The following is a 14611-nucleotide window of genomic DNA, read 5'->3' as shown; positions in this document are numbered from 1 at the left end:
CAGGGCCTTTCGGCTGCGCGGGAACGACACGGTCGGGGAGTAGCTCAGCCTGGTAGAGCACTGTCTTCGGGAGGCAGGGGCCGGAGGTTCGAATCCTCTCTCCCCGACCAAATTGCTTATGCATTCTTGCGGCATATCTGCGGCCCGGCATCGGCTTCGCCCCCGCCGGTGCTTGCCGGGCGTCACGCGTTAACCCTGATTCGCAAGGATTTGTCGATCCGCTATGGGTGCGGGCGCACAGCAACGGATCAGGCTCACCGAACCGCTGAAAAAAGAAAAAGCCCCGGTTTCCCAGGGCTTTAACTTATATCTGCGGCAGCCTATTAGCGGGTGCCGATCAGCTCAAAGAACCATGCCCACATAAAGGCCTCCATTGCACAGATTTACCCGATGCAATGGTGTTTAACACATTATTAACCCTAATCAAGCGTTAAGCGCAGCCCTCCCGCCGCCCATCATCGCCAGCAGCTCGGGCATTCCGATCGCTTGCGAGAACAGATAGCCCTGCGCCTGGTCGCAGCCCATCGCGCGCAACGTCGCGGCGACCTCCAGATCCTCGACCCCTTCGGCGACCACCACCTTGCCGAGCGAATGCGCGATCTCGATCGTCGCGCGCACCACAGCGCGGCTCTCGTCCGACTTCGCCATGTGCTGGACGAACTTCTTGTCGATCTTGAGTTCGGAGCTGGGAAGCTTCTCGATGTACTCGAGATTCGATTCGCCCGTGCCGAAATCGTCGATCGAGAGGCCGATCCCGCGCGCCTTGAGTGCCGCGATCTGCGGCGCGATGCGGTGATCTTCCAGCTTGGCGGTCTCGGTCAGTTCGAGGGTCAGGTTCTCCGGCGGGAAATTGTAGCGCCCGAGCATCGTCATGATGTCGAACAGCAGGTGCGTGTCGGACAGGCTCTTGGCCGACATGTTGACCGCCAGCTTGAAGCGCGGATCGAGGGCGATCGCCTGCTTGCCATCGATCAGCGCGGACTCCATCACCAACAGGGTCAGCTCGTTGATCCGGTCGCCGGCCTCGGCGGCGAGCACGAGATCCTGCGGATTGATGAGTTCGCCCCCGCCAGGTCGCCAGCGGATCAGCGTCTCCGCCCCCACGATCCGGCCCGAGGCAAGATCGATCTTGGGCTGGTAGGCGACGCCGATGTCCCGTTCACGTAGCCCCTTCTCGAGCAAGCGGATCAGCTCGAGCCGCTGGTTGCGCGCCTCGAGATGCGCGGCATCGTTGATGATGAAGCGCACCCCGCGGGTCGCCGCCTCGTCGGCCGCCTGCATCGCCTTCTTGATACGCAAGGCCACCGGCAGGTCGTGATTGGTATCGACCCCGATCGCGGGCGCACCGTTGGAGGATTGCCAGTCATGGCTGATCGCGGTGTTCAGCATCAGCGCCAGGCCGTCGGTGTGGCGCTCGAGCTCGACATTCTCCATCCGCGGCGCAAGCCAGATCAGGACATCGCGTTCGAAGGCGATATCCCCGACCTCGCCCGGGCCCTTCACATAGCCGATGAGCGTGTTGACGAAGTCGCCGATATCGCGCGAGCTCCATTCCTCGGACAACTCGGAGAGGTTGGCGATCTTGAGCGCGAACACGTCCGAATCGGCGTTCGCCTTTTCGGAGCTGATCGCAGTGGTCGTCATCGCATCGATGCCGGCGCTGAAATATTTGCTGTTGATGCGGCTGAAACCGATCGCGGCGAAAATGAGCGCAAGGAAGGCCGAGATCATATCGATATTTACGGTGTATTCGTCGAGTATGAAGGCCGCGAGGGGCAGCGCCGCCACGGGCAGCCACAACACACCCATCGAGCGTCTTCGGCTCAACGCCTGCGTGATGATGAGGGCGGCGGCAATCAGCATTGCCGGGAACCACATCAAGTCGATCGGTTGACCGCGCAGGAGGGTATTGGCCGAGATGATCTGATAATATGTGCCCGAAACTTTCCCGTAAATCGGGTGCCGGTGCATATCGCGAGAATCGATAAAGGTGTTGCCGATGATCACGGATTTGCCGGCAAACTCCTTGGCCCCCACCCTTCCTCGCAGCACGTCGAGGTACGAGTAGGTCCGGATCGTGTTCAGATTGAACGCCAAATCAGGGCGAAATCGCGCCGCTGGTCCCCGGTAACCGGCGAGGACCGCCGAAATCGCGGGATACTTGATGCCTTTGTATTCAACCTCTGTGGGAATCTGCAAAGAGAGGCTGAAAGGGCTGAAGTAACCCACCATCGAAGCTTGCGGTGCCGCCAAACGAAAGGCTTCGACCGGGAAGATGGGCTCGCTCTTTTGAAATCCGATCTGATTTCCGGGCGACATTCCTAGCCACACCTTGCCGCGGTGCTTCGCCAGCGTTCGCGCAAATTCGGCGTCGTTCTCCGAGGAATCGGGATCTGCGTGGGCACGGTCAAAGACAATAGTCTTGGCCCCCGCCTGCACGAGTTTCTCGATGACCGCGCTGTCCTGATGCCTGTTCGGCATCGGCTGACCGAGTTCATTGAGCGTGAAATCGTCGATCGCGATCATCACGATATCCGGAGGCGTCGGGCGCGTGCGCAGTTGCGCGCGGGCCAGTCGCAGCGCGTCTTCGGCCGGGAGCGGAAGGTCGATTGCGGCCGAGACCACCCCGAACAGGATCGCCATCGCCGCCACCTTGATGCGCTTGCGGCGCAGCAGGTCGGCGCCCGAGCGGCGGTCCAATCTGGCCTTGAGCACGGCCTCCTCGCCTTCGGACGAGCCGAAAGCGCGCCGCATCCTGTCGGCCAGAGACTTGAGCGATGCGATCATCAAACGCGCCATCCGAGGGGAAACCCAAGCTTCTCCCTAGGCCGCGTTGGTTAATTCATCGCAAACGATCCGGCCTTGCAAGACCGCGCGCGAGGCCTGCTAGATCACCCCGGGCGCGAGCAGGCCGAGCGCAATCGTCAGCACGCCGAGCCCGATCGACAGGTGCCAGCGCAGCCGCAGGAAATCGGCTGCGGCCAACCCCAGAGCCCGGTCGACCAGCGGCGAGGCGAGGATCAGCGCGCCGAGATAGAGCAGCGCCGGCCCCGGCCATTCCCACCCGAAGCTCCACGGCAGGAAGAGCGCCACCGCCAGCAGGCTCGGCAGCACCGCCACCAGATAGGCCCCGGTGCCGGCCCGCCCGCTCAGGAGCGCCTGCCCCCACCACACCCCGCCCAGGAAGCTGAAGATCGCCGCCGCATAGGCAAAGCCCCCCGCGAGCGCGGCATAACGCCATTCGTGCCCGGCAAGCAGCATGGCAACGCAGATGAGCTGCGGCAGAAGCCCGGCATAACCCAGCACGCGGGCTGCGGGGGAAAGCGATGTATTTCCGTCCATGGCAGGGCAAATCGCGGGCACCGCCTCGGGTTCCCGTGCGCTTGCGAACCGGACGGCTTTGGGCCACTTGAGCGGCCATGGAAATGTTCGACCTCACCGGCCGCACGGCCGTCATCACCGGCGGCAATGGCGGTCTCGGCCTGGCGATGGCGCGCGGGCTTGCCAAGGCGGGCGCGAATGTCGCGATCTGGGCGCGCAATGCGGACAAGAACGCAGCGGCGTTCGAGGAACTTCATGCGCTCGGCCCAGGCAACGTCCTGACGCAGGATTGCGACGTGTCGGACGAATCCGAAATCGCGGAAGCAATGCGCGTGACGCTCGACGTTCTGGGCAGGGTCGACGTGTGCTTCGCCAACGCGGGCATCTCCGGCGCGGGCACGGCGATCCCCGATATCACCGCTGAAGGCTGGGACCATACCCTCGCGGTCAACACCCGCGGCGCGGCGCTCACCTACAAGCACGTCACCCGCCACATGATCGCCCGCGCGGCCGCGGGCGAGCCCGGAGGCAAGCTCATCGCGACGTCCTCGGGCCAGTCGATCATGGGGGTCAACCGCTCGTCCGACTATGCCGCCTCCAAGGCCGCGCTCAATGGCCTCACCCGCGCTGCCGCCTTCGAGCTCGCGCGTTACCGGATCACCGCCAACGCGCTGCTTTTCGGCTATTACGAGACCGACATCACCGCCAAGGCCGACCCCAGGTTCGCCGAGTGGATGAGCCGCCGCATCCCGCTGCGCCGCCCGGGCGACCATGAAGGGCTCGAGGGCCTCGCGGTGTTCTTCGCCTCGCCCCATTCGGACTACATCACCGGCCAGTGCCTGGCCGTGGACGGGGGCCTGTGCATCTCCTGAGGCAGGAACACCGAACCTGCCGGACCGTTAGCGATCAAACCCTTCCCCTTTCGGAAAGCCCCCTCCCCCGTGTCCGACGACGACCAGACCCCTGAATTCGCCGACCGCAAGGAAGACCGCTCCCGCCAGCGCGCGGTGCCGGCGGGGCGCATCGCGCGTTTCGGCACCTTCGGGCGGCTGGTAGGGGGCGTTGCCGGCGGAATGGTCGCCGAGGGCGCGCGGCGGCTGGCGAGCGGCGAGGGCATCTCGGCGCGTGACCTGATCCTCACCCCCGGCAATGTCCAGCGCATGACCGACCGCCTCAGCCACCTGCGCGGCGCGGCGATGAAGATGGGGCAGATGATCAGCTTGGACGCGGGCGATTTCCTGCCCGAGGAGCTCTCGAAGATCCTCGCCACCTTGCGCGATCAGGCCAATTTCATGCCGACGAGGCAGCTGGATCAGGTGCTCCGCGCCGAGTGGGGCGCCGACTGGCGCAAGCAGTTCCGCTGGTTCAACCCCCGCCCCATCGCCGCCGCCTCCATCGGGCAGGTGCACAAGGCCATGACCCGCGATGGCGAGGAGCTGGCGATCAAGGTGCAGTATCCCGGCGTCGCCAAGTCGATCGACAGCGATGTCGACAACGTCATGACGCTGCTCAAGGTCGCCGGCTTCGCCCCGCCCGAGCTCGAGATGGACAAGCTGATGGCCGCCGCCAAGCAGCAGCTTCACGAAGAGGCCGACTACCAGCGCGAAGGCGCGCAGATGGCGAAGTACCGCGCCATGCTGGCGGACACCCCGGGCTTCGTCGTCCCGCGCCTGCACGAGGGTCTGACCCGCGGCTCGATCCTCGCGATGAGCTTCGAGGAGGGCGTCAGCATCGAGGAGCTCGGCAACGAGCCGCCCGAGCGCCGCGACGAAGTCTTCGCACGCCTGATCCGGCTGGTCGCGCGCGAGCTGTTCGATCTCGGCGTGATGCAGACCGATCCAAACTTCGCCAATTTCCGCTACCGGCGCGAGACCGGCGAGATCGTGCTGCTCGATTTCGGCGCCTGCCGCCCGGTCGATCCCGCTGTGGCGAACGGCTATCGCAAGATGCTGCTCGCCGGATTGCAGGGAAATGCGCAGGACGTGCTCCAGGCCACGATCGAGGCCGGTTTCATGATGCCGATCGTCGCCGAAAAGCACCCGGAGCGGGTGGCCCGGATGATCGAGATCGTCATCAACGAGATGCGCGCCGATGCGCCCTTCGACTTCGGCGACCGCGCCTTCATACCGCTGCTGCGCGAGGAAGGCTGGGCGATCGCGCAGGACAAGGACACCTGGGCCTTCCCGCCGATCGAGACGCTGTTCGTGCAGCGCAAGGTCTCGGGAACGGCGCTGCTCGGGGCGCGGCTGAAGGCCAAGGTCAACATCCGCCGCATCACCGAGGAGGTGCTGGCAGCCACCGCGCCGCTGGGCGAGGCAGCGGCCTGATCGCCGCCCTGCCGCGCGGGCGCGCGCGAGTCCCGGGGTCGCTTTGACGACGTCTGTGACGGTCATCACACTTTCTTCATGATGTTCCACATGAAACCAACGAGATACACGGTGGACAGCGCGCCGCGTTTGTAATAACGCCGCTCGCATGCATGGGGGGATAGATCACAGGACGAGCGTGCTGTTCGTGTGTCTCGGCAATATCTGCCGGTCACCGATGGCCGAAGGCGCATTCCGCGTGGCGGCGCAGGCACGCGGCCTTGCGGCGCTTGTCGATTCGGCCGGAACCGCTTCCTATCATCTCGGCCACGAGCCCGACCCGCGGGCGATCACGGTCGCCCGCAAGCATGGGATCGACATCGCCGGTCAGACCGCGCGGCAGATCGAGCGCGACGATTTCTACCGCTTCACCCACATCATCGCGATGGATCGCGCCAACCTCGAGGGCCTGCGCTCAAAGGCCCCGCGTGACGGAACGGCGCGCCTCGCGATGTTGCTCGATGCGGTCGAGGGGCGGCGCGGCGAGCCGGTGGCCGATCCCTATTATGGCGATGCCGCCGCCTTCGAGGCCGCCTGGCAGGTGATCAACCGCGGGGTCGAGGCCTGGGCCGAGCGGCTGCTGCGCGAGACCGCACAGCAAAACGCCTGAGTTTCGCAGCGAAGCGTTACAGCCCCTTGCGTCCGAACCCGCCCGCGCGGGCGGGCGCGGCGGGAGGCTGAGCGCCGCGCTCGTGCCAGCCGGCGGGCGCCGCCGCCGGAGGCGTGGGGGCGCGGCGCGGCAGCGGGAAGGGTTCAGGCTCGGGTGCGCCATCGGCGATCAGATCGGCGACACCCTCGCACCCGCCGAAGCGCTTTTCGAGCCAGCGCTCGGCAAACTTGATCTGTCCGCCGTGCCCCTCGTGCGGGACGAGGACCAGCCTGCGGGTGGTGACACCATTCACTTTCTGGGTTTCGACCATGATGTTCGCAATCTGGTCGAGGCGCAGGCGGCGGGTCGAGACCATGCCGTGGAACTCGATTCCCGTCGCACCGACCGACAGGATCTTGTTGTCGAGCAGGTAGCGCGCGAAGTAGACCAGCATGTAGGCAAAGCCGATCGCGACGATGCCGCCCACCAGCATGGCCTTGAGGCCGCCGAGCGTGAGCACCCACACGCCGAGCCAGAACATGCCCGCGCTGCCGACCAGCCCGAAGGCGAGCTTCACCCGCGAGAAATAGACGTCCGACATCGTGCTGGCCCCCTTCGACTGTGTGAGCGAGAGCTAGGCCGCAAGTTGCAAACATCTGTTTAACGCCGCAATAATTCGAAAATCCGCTACCCGCCGCGCAGCAGCTGCACACCCCAGTCGCGCTCGAACAGGTAGAGGAGGATCCGCGCCGCCTCGCCGCGGGGGCTGGTGAGGCCCCCGTCGCGCTCCATCAGCAGCCGCGCGTCGCCGTGGGCGATGGGGAGCAGGCGCTGGGTCTGTTCGAGATCGGCGATGCGGAAGCCCGCCTCGCCCGATTGCCGCGTGCCGAGCAGCTCGCCCCCGCCGCGCAGCTCGAGGTCTTCCTCGGCGATCCGGAACCCGTCCTGCGTCTCACGCATCAGGGCGAGCCGCCGCTTGCCCGTTTCGGAGAGTTCATCGCCGCGCAGCAGCACGCAGCGGCTTTTCTGCGACCCGCGCCCCACCCGGCCGCGCAGCTGATGAAGTTGCGCAAGGCCGAAACGCTCCGCCTGCTCGATCACCATGAGCGTTGCCGTGGGCACGTCGACCCCGACCTCGATCACGGTGGTCGCGATCAAGAGCCGCGCCTCGCCGGTGACAAAGCGCTCCATCGCCGCGTCCTTGACCTCAGGACGCAGCTGGCCGTGGACCATGACGACTGCATCGCCGAACCGCTCCTTCAATGCGGCATAGCGCGCCTCGGCGGCGGCGATGTCGGCGAGGTCGGGGACGCCGTCGACCTCGCGCACCATCGGGCAGACCCAATAGGCCTGTTGCCCGCTGGCAAGGTGCCGTTCGACGCCTGCGACCATCTCGTCCATTCGCGCCTGCGGGAACACGAGCGTTTCGATCGCCTGCCGCCCGGGGGGGAGCTCGTCGAGGCGGCTCACGTCCATCTCGCCATATTGCGCCAGCGTCAGCGAGCGCGGGATCGGGGTCGCGGTCATGGCGAGGGTATGCGGCGCGCGGCGGCCCTTGGCGGCGAGCGCCAGCCGCTGCGCCACCCCGAAGCGGTGCTGTTCGTCGATCACCACGAGGCCAAGGTCGCGGTAATTGACCGTGTCCTGAAAGATCGCGTGGGTGCCGACCAGCAGCTGGATCGAGCCATCGAGCAGCCCCATCAAGATGCTCTCGCGTTCCCTCCCCTTGGCGCGGCCGGTGAGGAGTGCAATCTCGACACCCGTGGGGCCGAGCATCTTCCTCAGCGTCTCGAAGTGCTGGCGCGCGAGAATCTCGGTGGGCGCGAGGAGCGCGGCCTGCTTGCCCGCCTCGACCGCGATCAGCATCGCGTTCAGCGCCACCACGGTCTTGCCCGCCCCGACATCGCCTTGCAGCAGGCGCAGCATCGGGGCCTCCTGCGCCATGTCGCCCGCGATCTCGGCGATGGAGCGCTGCTGCGCGCCGGTGAGGCCGAAGGGGAGTTGCAGCTTGGCCCGCAGCGCCCCGTCGCCGACCAGCGCCTGTCCGCGCCGTTTGCGGCCATCGGCCTTGACCAGCAGCAGCGCGAGCGAGTTCGCCAGCAATTCGTCATAGGCCAGCCGGTCGCGCGCCTTGGCATCGGTGCTCTCGTGCCCGAGCTTCAGCGCCTCGCGCCACGAAGGCCAACCGGAGCGTTCGAGCTGGCCGGGCTCGATCCACTCGGGAAGCTCGGGGAGGCGCTTCAGGGCCTGCTGGGCAAAGTCGGCGATGCGCGGCTGGGTGAGGCCTTCCGAGAGGCGATAGACCGGCTCGGACATGCGCCCCATGTGCGCGGCACTCGCCTCCTCGATATGATCGGGGTGGACGATCTGAAGCATGTCGCCATAGCGGTCGAGCCGCCCGGCCACCCAGCGCGTCTCGCCCACCGGCACCAGCTTCTTGGCGGTGTAGGCGGCCTTGCCGAACCAGTTGAGCGAACAGACGTTGCCCACCGCGTCCTGCGCCAGCACGCGATAGGGTCCGCGGCTGCCGGCGCGCGGCGAGCGGTGCTCGATTGCGGTGAGCGCGATGATCACCTGCTCGCCCTCGGCGGCCGAATCGAGATCGGCGACCGCCCGCCTGCTGACAAAGCGTTCGGGCAGGTGATAGGCCACGTCCTTCACGCGGGTGAGGCCGAGCTTCTCCAGCGGCTTCATCAGCTTGGGGCCGACGCCTTCGAGCGTTTCGACCTCGGCGAAGAGCGGATTGAGAGCCTCGGGGCGCATGAATGATGCGCTACCACCCAATTCTCGTCTTTGCGAGGAGCCGAAGGCGACGCGGCAATCCATGATCCACTGTCACACCAAAGGGCGGGGTGTGGTCATGGATTGCTTCGCTTCGCTCGCAAAGACGAGTTGAATGGCGTGCCGTCCGCAATTATCGCGACAGCATGACCGACACCCCCTCTTTCGCAACCCGCCTCGCCCGCGCCAAGTTCCGCGCCTGGCACCGCGGCACGCGCGAGGCCGATTACATGATCGGCGGCTTCTTCGATCGCTACCACGCCGGATGGGGTGAGGCGGAACTGGCGTGGTTCGAGACCCTGCTCGACGAGGACGACGTCGATGTCATGGCCTGGGCCTTGGGCACGCAAGACGCGCCCGAGCATATCGCGGGCGACCTGCTCACGACGATGCAGAAGCTCGATTACGTCGATATCCCGCGCTGAGCGCGCCAGCCGTCGGGCGCCGTTCGACAAGCGGCGCGTGTCGGTCTAAGGCCCGGAACAAATCCGGTGCCCCTGCTGTTTGGCATGGGCGCCCCGCCCCTTACCTGACCCCCTCCTCCTTTCGAGTTGGGGGTGTTCCTGCGTTGCCCCCTTGGCCCAAGTGAAGTGACCTCATGCCCGATTTGAACCGCATCCTTGCGGCCCGCGATCCGCTGACCCTCGCCTCGCTCCCGCGCGGGAGCGTGCCGCTGGTGCTCGCCGATCTCGCCCGCGCCGCGAAACGCCGCGCGGTGTTCATTGCCGAGGGCGATGCCGCGATGCGCGCGGCGGCCGAGGCGGCGCGCTTCTTCGCGCCCGAGGTGGAGGTCGTCACCTTCCCCGCGTGGGACTGCCTCCCCTATGACCGCGCCAGCCCCGCGCTGTCGATCAGCGCCGAACGGCTCGCCGCGCTCCACAAGCTGCAAGCGCCCGGCAGCCAGCAGCAATTGCTGGTGACCACCGTCAACGCCGTGCTCCAGCGCGTGCTCACCCCCTTCCGCGTGCGCGAGTCCGTGCGCGAGTTCCGCGTGGGTACGCAGATCGGGCAGGAGAGCCTGACCGCGCTCCTCACCCGGCAGGGCTACAGCCGCACCGACACAGTGATCGACCACGGCGAATTTGCGGTGCGCGGCTCGATCGTCGACATCTTCCCCTCGTCGCTCGAGAGCGGCCTCAGGCTCGATTTCTTCGGCGACGAGCTCGAAAGTCTGCGCCTGTTCGATCCCGCCACCCAGCGCACGGTCGAGCGGATCGACAGCCACCTGCTGCTCCCCGCCTCCGAAGCCCTGCTCGACGAGGAGAGCGTCAAGCGCTTCCGCACCCGCTATCGCGAGCTGTTCGGCGCCAATGCGACGCAGGACCCGCTCTACGAGGCGGTGTCCGAGGGCCGCCGCCTTGCCGGGATGGAGCACTGGCTGCCGCTGTTCGAAACCAAGCTCGCGACCCTGTTCGATCACCTCACCAAGGATGACGTGGTGGTGATCGACCAGAGCGCGCTGGGAGCCGCAGAGGAGCGGCTCTCCGACATCGCCGATTACCACGAACAGCGCGGACGGATCGCAGGCGAGAAGAAGGGCAGCTATCGCCCCCTCGCCCCTGACGCGCTCTACCTGTCGCGCGCCGAATTCGATGACGCGCTCGCGGGCCAGCCCGCGCACCGCGCCACCGGCTTCGCTTCGGAGGAAAGCGCCGTGGTGGTCGACTTCGGCTTCCGCTCGGCCCGCGACTTCGCGCCGGAACGTGGGCGCGGGGAGAATGTCTACGAGGCCGCCGCCGCGCATCTCAAATCGGTCGGCAAGTCGGCGAGGAAGTCGCTGGTCGCGGCCTATTCCACCGGCAGCGCGCGCCGCATGGCCGCGATCATCGACGAGGCGGGTGCCCCCACCGCGCTCGCCGACAGCTGGCAGCAGGCGCTGGGGCTGGCGGCGAAGAAGACCACGGCGGTGGTCGTCCTGCCGCTTGAGACCGGTTTCGCCTCCGACAGCCTCGAAATCCTGACCGAGGCCGATATCCTCGGCGACCGGCTGGTACGGCGCAAGAAGAAGCGCAAGGATTCCGATGCCTTCCTCGCCGAGCTTCAGGCCTTGTCGCAAGGCGATCTGGTGGTCCATGTCGAGCACGGGATCGGCAAATATCTCGGGCTCGAGGCCATTCCCGTCGGCAAGAGCCAGCACGATTGCGTCGCGCTAGAATATGCCGGGGGCGACAAGCTGTTCATCCCGGTCGAGAACATCGACGTCCTCACCCGCTACGGCTCGTCCGAGCAGGCGGTCGCATTGGACAAGCTCGGGGGCGAGGCGTGGCAGCGGCGTCGCGCCAAGCTCAAGGAGCGGATCACCGCCATCGCCGGCGAGCTGATGCAGGTCGCCGCCGCGCGTGCGCTGAGGCAGGCCCCCGCCCTCCCCGCCGATCCGCAGGCATTGGGCCAGTTCACCGACCGCTTCCCCTGGTCCGAGACCGAGGATCAGGAGCGCGCGATCGCCGACGTGCTCTCCGATCTCGAAAGCGGCCGTCCGATGGACCGGCTGGTGTGCGGCGATGTCGGCTTCGGCAAGACCGAGGTCGCCCTGCGCGCGGCCTTTGTGGCGGCAATGCACGGGCAGCAGGTCGCGATTGTCGCGCCGACGACGCTGCTCGCCCGCCAGCACTACCAGAATTTCGCGGAGCGGTTTGCAGGCTTCCCGCTCAAGGTCGGCCGCCTCTCGCGCCTCGTCACCAGCAAGGAAGCTGCCGAGACCCGCGAGGGGCTGGAGAGCGGCGATATCGACCTCGTGGTCGGAACCCACGCGATCCTCTCGAAATCGACCAAATTCAAGAACCTCGGCCTCGTCATCGTCGACGAGGAGCAGCGCTTCGGGGTCACCCACAAGGAGAAGCTGAAGCAGCTGCGCGCCGACGTTCACGTCCTCACCCTCACCGCCACCCCGATCCCGCGCACGCTGCAGATGGCGATGAGCGGCCTGCGCGAGCTTTCCACCATCCAGACGCCCCCGGTCGATCGCCTCGCGGTGCGCACCTACGTCATGGAGTGGGACGACATGGTGATCCGCGAGGCGCTGCTGCGCGAACATCACCGCGGCGGGCAGAGCTTCATCGTGGTGCCCCGCATCTCCGACATGGCCGATGTCGAGGACTGGCTGCGCGAGAATGTGCCGGAAATCAAATCGGTTTCCGCCCACGGCCAGATGGCCCCCGGCGAGGTCGAGGAGCGCATGGGCGCCTTCTACGACCGCAAGTATGACGTGCTGCTCTCGACCACCATCGTCGAAAGCGGGCTCGACATCCCCTCTGCCAACACCATCATCATCCACCGCGCCGACCGCTTCGGCCTCGCCCAGCTCTACCAGCTGCGCGGCCGCGTGGGCCGGGCGAAGCTGCGCGCCTATGCCTATCTCACCCACGAGGCCGGGGTGGCGCTGTCCGAGATCGCGCAGAAGCGGCTCAAGGTATTGGGCGATCTCGACACGCTCGGCGCAGGCTTCCAGCTCGCCAGCCACGATCTCGACATTCGCGGCGCGGGCAACCTGCTGGGCGACGAGCAGTCGGGCCACATCCGCGAAGTCGGCTTCGAACTCTACCAGGCGATGCTCGAGGAGGCGATCCTGGCTGCCAAGGCGGGCGAGATGGGTCTCGAGAAACCGCGCGACAAGCTAACCCCGCAGATCACGGTCGACGCGCCGATCATGATCCCCGAGGACTACGTGCCCGACCTCGCCGTCCGCATGGCGCTCTACCGCCGCTTGAACCAGGCCGAGGGGCAGCACGAGATCGAGAGCCTCGCCGCCGAGATGATCGACCGCTTCGGCGATCTGCCGCAGCCGACCAAGAACCTGATCCGCCTGATCGAGGTGAAGCATCAGGCCATCAATGCCAACATCGCCAAGATCGACGTGGGCGCGCAGGCCACGCTCGTCACCTTCCACAATGACGACTTCCCCGATCCGGCCGGCCTCATCGCCTATGTCGCCCGCCTCAACGAAGGCGGAAAGGAAACCGCCAAGCTGCGCCCCGACATGAAGCTGGTGATCAACCGCGCCTGGAGCGATCCGCTGAGCCGGATGAACGGGCTGTTCCAGCTGACCAAGGGCCTCTCGGGGATCGTGAAGAAGGCGGCCAAGGCGAAGAAGGCGGCCTAGATCTCCCGCACCGAAACGCTCTGGCTGTTCATCACCAGCGGGCCGAAGGCGGTGAGGAAAGCGACGTCGCCCGCGTCGCGGCCGATGCCGATGACGGCGCAGTCGTGCGCGCCTGCCATGCCGGTAGGGTCGACGATGTGCCACTCCCCGTCGAGGAACACCTCGGCGACCGCATGGAAATCGGGCGGGTCGGCGCGCAGGGCATAGACGCTGGCATAACGCGCCGGAATGTCGGCGGCGCGGGCGAGCGCGATCATCAGGTGGGCATAGTCGCGGCACACCCCTACGCAGTCATGGAAGGTGTCGAGCGCGTTGGTGTCGGCCGTGCTGCTCCCACGCACATAGGCGATGTGCGCCGCGATCCACTCGGCCATCGCCGCGACCTGCGCGCCGCCTTCTAGCCCGGCAAAGCGCGCCTCGACCAGATCGAAGAAACGCTCGGAGGGGCAATAGCGCGAGGGCAGCAGATATTGCACGGCCTCCCCCGGCAGGCAGTGGAGCGGGGTGGCAGGCAGCGCGGCGATCGCCTGTGCGGGCCGCGCAATCGTGAGGCACGCGGCGTAATCGACCAGCATCCGCCCTTCGGCCGCCAGCCACGCCCGCGTCCCCACCCCGTCCTGCGCGGCAACCCGGGTGAGTGCCGTTCCTGTCGTGATAATCGAGCTCTCCACCCGCTGCCCCGCCAGCGCGGCCACCTCGATCTGGAGCAGCACCGCGCAGGGCTGCTCGAACCAGTAATCAAGCTGGACGTCGATCTGGAGCTTCACGGGCGCAGGGTTCCGTTCTGGGGAGGGAATCGGGCTTGCGCGCTGCCCCTAGACCGGAATGCGCAGGCAGGCGCGTTGTTTCTGAGCGCCGCGCAAGGGCTTGAGGCACCGACGGGATCTGCGATCCGCCGTGCGACCCGAACCCCGCGCCGTCGGCCCGGCGTGATGCGCAAAGGTCACAAGTCGCCAAAGCAATCGCGCGCCCCGCATCGCGCCGCTTGCCGCGACCAAGCCGGTGTGACACGATTTCGACCCAAGCAATATCAGAGGCTAAACTCTGAACGAGAGGGCACCATCATGATGAACGCCGTCGTCACCCGTAATCTTTCCCGCTCCATGCTGCTGGCCGGTGTTGCCGCCGTGATGTGGAGCAGCCCGGCCCTTGCGCAGGACACCGCCGCCGCCCCGCCAGAATCCGACGAATATGAGGGCAACGTCATCATCGTCTCGGCGACCAAGCGCGACACCACGATCCAGGACGTGCCCTTCTCGATCAACGCACAGACGCAGGAAGACATCCAGCGCTCGGGCGCGGTGACGCTCGAAGACCTGTCGCGCAATGTCGCGGGCCTCACCATCCAGAACCTCGGGCCTGGCCAGAGCCAGGTCTCGGTGCGCGGGATCTCGGCAGGGCAGGTCGTGCGCGACCAGCCCGGCGTGAAGGAGCAGGTCGGCGTCTATCTCGACG

11 protein-coding genes and 1 tRNA gene are annotated in these 14611 nt (G+C 66.7%); 7 read left to right on the top strand and 5 right to left on the bottom strand.

Going from position 1 to position 14611, the window contains the following annotated elements; translation table 11 throughout:
- The first annotated feature begins 33 nt into the window (after positions 1–33).
- A tRNA-Pro gene (locus AX692_RS10410) sits at positions 34–110 on the top strand.
- Between the two features lie 313 nt (positions 111–423).
- Here AX692_RS10410 and AX692_RS10405 read toward each other — a convergent pair.
- Positions 424–2787: an EAL domain-containing protein gene (locus AX692_RS10405; RefSeq protein ID WP_196491786.1), complete on the bottom strand. Its 2364-nt coding sequence runs from the start codon at positions 2785–2787 to the stop codon at positions 424–426.
- A 99-nt stretch (positions 2788–2886) separates the two neighbouring features.
- On the bottom strand, positions 2887–3342 hold the full coding sequence (locus tag AX692_RS10400; protein ID WP_073977664.1) for a DUF3429 domain-containing protein: 456 nt from the start codon (positions 3340–3342) through the stop codon (positions 2887–2889).
- A gap of 77 nt (positions 3343–3419) precedes the next feature.
- Here AX692_RS10400 and AX692_RS10395 point away from each other — a divergent pair, with 77 nt between their 5' ends.
- The 3 genes from AX692_RS10395 to AX692_RS10385 all read left to right on the top strand — a co-directional run bounded on the left by AX692_RS10395 (position 3420) and on the right by AX692_RS10385 (position 6297).
- Complete coding sequence (locus AX692_RS10395; protein ID WP_073974315.1) at positions 3420–4193, top strand: SDR family NAD(P)-dependent oxidoreductase; 774 nt, start codon at positions 3420–3422, stop codon at positions 4191–4193.
- Between the two features lie 69 nt (positions 4194–4262).
- Positions 4263–5648 carry an ABC1 kinase family protein gene (locus AX692_RS10390; RefSeq protein ID WP_073974314.1) on the top strand — a complete coding sequence of 462 codons (1386 nt, stop codon included), beginning with the start codon at positions 4263–4265 and terminating at the stop codon, positions 5646–5648.
- Between the two features lie 148 nt (positions 5649–5796).
- On the top strand, positions 5797–6297 hold the full coding sequence (locus tag AX692_RS10385; RefSeq protein WP_073978458.1) for a low molecular weight protein-tyrosine-phosphatase: 501 nt from the start codon (positions 5797–5799) through the stop codon (positions 6295–6297).
- A gap of 16 nt (positions 6298–6313) precedes the next feature.
- On the opposite strand, the gene AX692_RS10380 is transcribed toward AX692_RS10385, so the two are convergent.
- Positions 6314–6877: a hypothetical protein gene (locus tag AX692_RS10380; protein WP_073974312.1), complete on the bottom strand. Its 564-nt coding sequence runs from the start codon at positions 6875–6877 to the stop codon at positions 6314–6316.
- An 86-nt stretch (positions 6878–6963) separates the two neighbouring features.
- Complete coding sequence (recG, locus tag AX692_RS10375; RefSeq protein ID WP_073974311.1) at positions 6964–9039, bottom strand: ATP-dependent DNA helicase RecG; 2076 nt, start codon at positions 9037–9039, stop codon at positions 6964–6966.
- Between the two features lie 164 nt (positions 9040–9203).
- Between recG and AX692_RS10370 the strand changes: the two genes are divergently transcribed.
- Positions 9204–9482, top strand: a complete 279-nt coding sequence (locus tag AX692_RS10370) for a succinate dehydrogenase assembly factor 2 (protein ID WP_073974310.1) — start codon at positions 9204–9206, stop codon at positions 9480–9482.
- A 173-nt stretch (positions 9483–9655) separates the two neighbouring features.
- A complete protein-coding gene (gene mfd, locus AX692_RS10365; protein WP_073977663.1) occupies positions 9656–13156 on the top strand; it encodes a transcription-repair coupling factor in 3501 nt (1166 codons plus the stop codon).
- Here mfd and AX692_RS10360 read toward each other — a convergent pair.
- Positions 13153–13923 (bottom strand): transglutaminase-like domain-containing protein, encoded by a 771-nt coding sequence (locus AX692_RS10360; RefSeq protein ID WP_073973887.1) that lies wholly within the window; start codon positions 13921–13923, stop codon positions 13153–13155. The genes mfd and AX692_RS10360 overlap by 4 nt on opposite strands.
- A 300-nt stretch (positions 13924–14223) precedes the next feature.
- Here AX692_RS10360 and AX692_RS10355 point away from each other — a divergent pair.
- Positions 14224–14611, top strand: a 388-nt coding sequence (locus AX692_RS10355) for a TonB-dependent receptor plug domain-containing protein (protein WP_155644767.1), incomplete at its 3' end; no start/stop codon positions are given.

Source organism: Erythrobacter donghaensis, from assembly GCF_001557325.1.
Lineage (GTDB): Bacteria > Pseudomonadota > Alphaproteobacteria > Sphingomonadales > Sphingomonadaceae > Erythrobacter > Erythrobacter donghaensis_B.
This window is presented reverse-complemented; position numbering and strand designations above follow the sequence as displayed.

Coding starts and splice junctions, on each gene's coding strand:
- AX692_RS10405 (WP_196491786.1), bottom strand. CDS start 2,787: ATGATCGCATCGCTCAAGTCTCTGGCCGACAGGATGCGGCGCGCTTTC.
- AX692_RS10400 (WP_073977664.1), bottom strand. CDS start 3,342: ATGGACGGAAATACATCGCTTTCCCCCGCAGCCCGCGTGCTGGGTTAT.
- AX692_RS10395 (WP_073974315.1), top strand. CDS start 3,420: ATGGAAATGTTCGACCTCACCGGCCGCACGGCCGTCATCACCGGCGGC.
- AX692_RS10385 (WP_073978458.1), top strand. CDS start 5,797: ATGCATGGGGGGATAGATCACAGGACGAGCGTGCTGTTCGTGTGTCTC.
- AX692_RS10380 (WP_073974312.1), bottom strand. CDS start 6,877: ATGTCGGACGTCTATTTCTCGCGGGTGAAGCTCGCCTTCGGGCTGGTC.
- recG (WP_073974311.1), bottom strand. CDS start 9,039: ATGCGCCCCGAGGCTCTCAATCCGCTCTTCGCCGAGGTCGAAACGCTC.
- AX692_RS10370 (WP_073974310.1), top strand. CDS start 9,204: ATGACCGACACCCCCTCTTTCGCAACCCGCCTCGCCCGCGCCAAGTTC.
- mfd (WP_073977663.1), top strand. CDS start 9,656: ATGCCCGATTTGAACCGCATCCTTGCGGCCCGCGATCCGCTGACCCTC.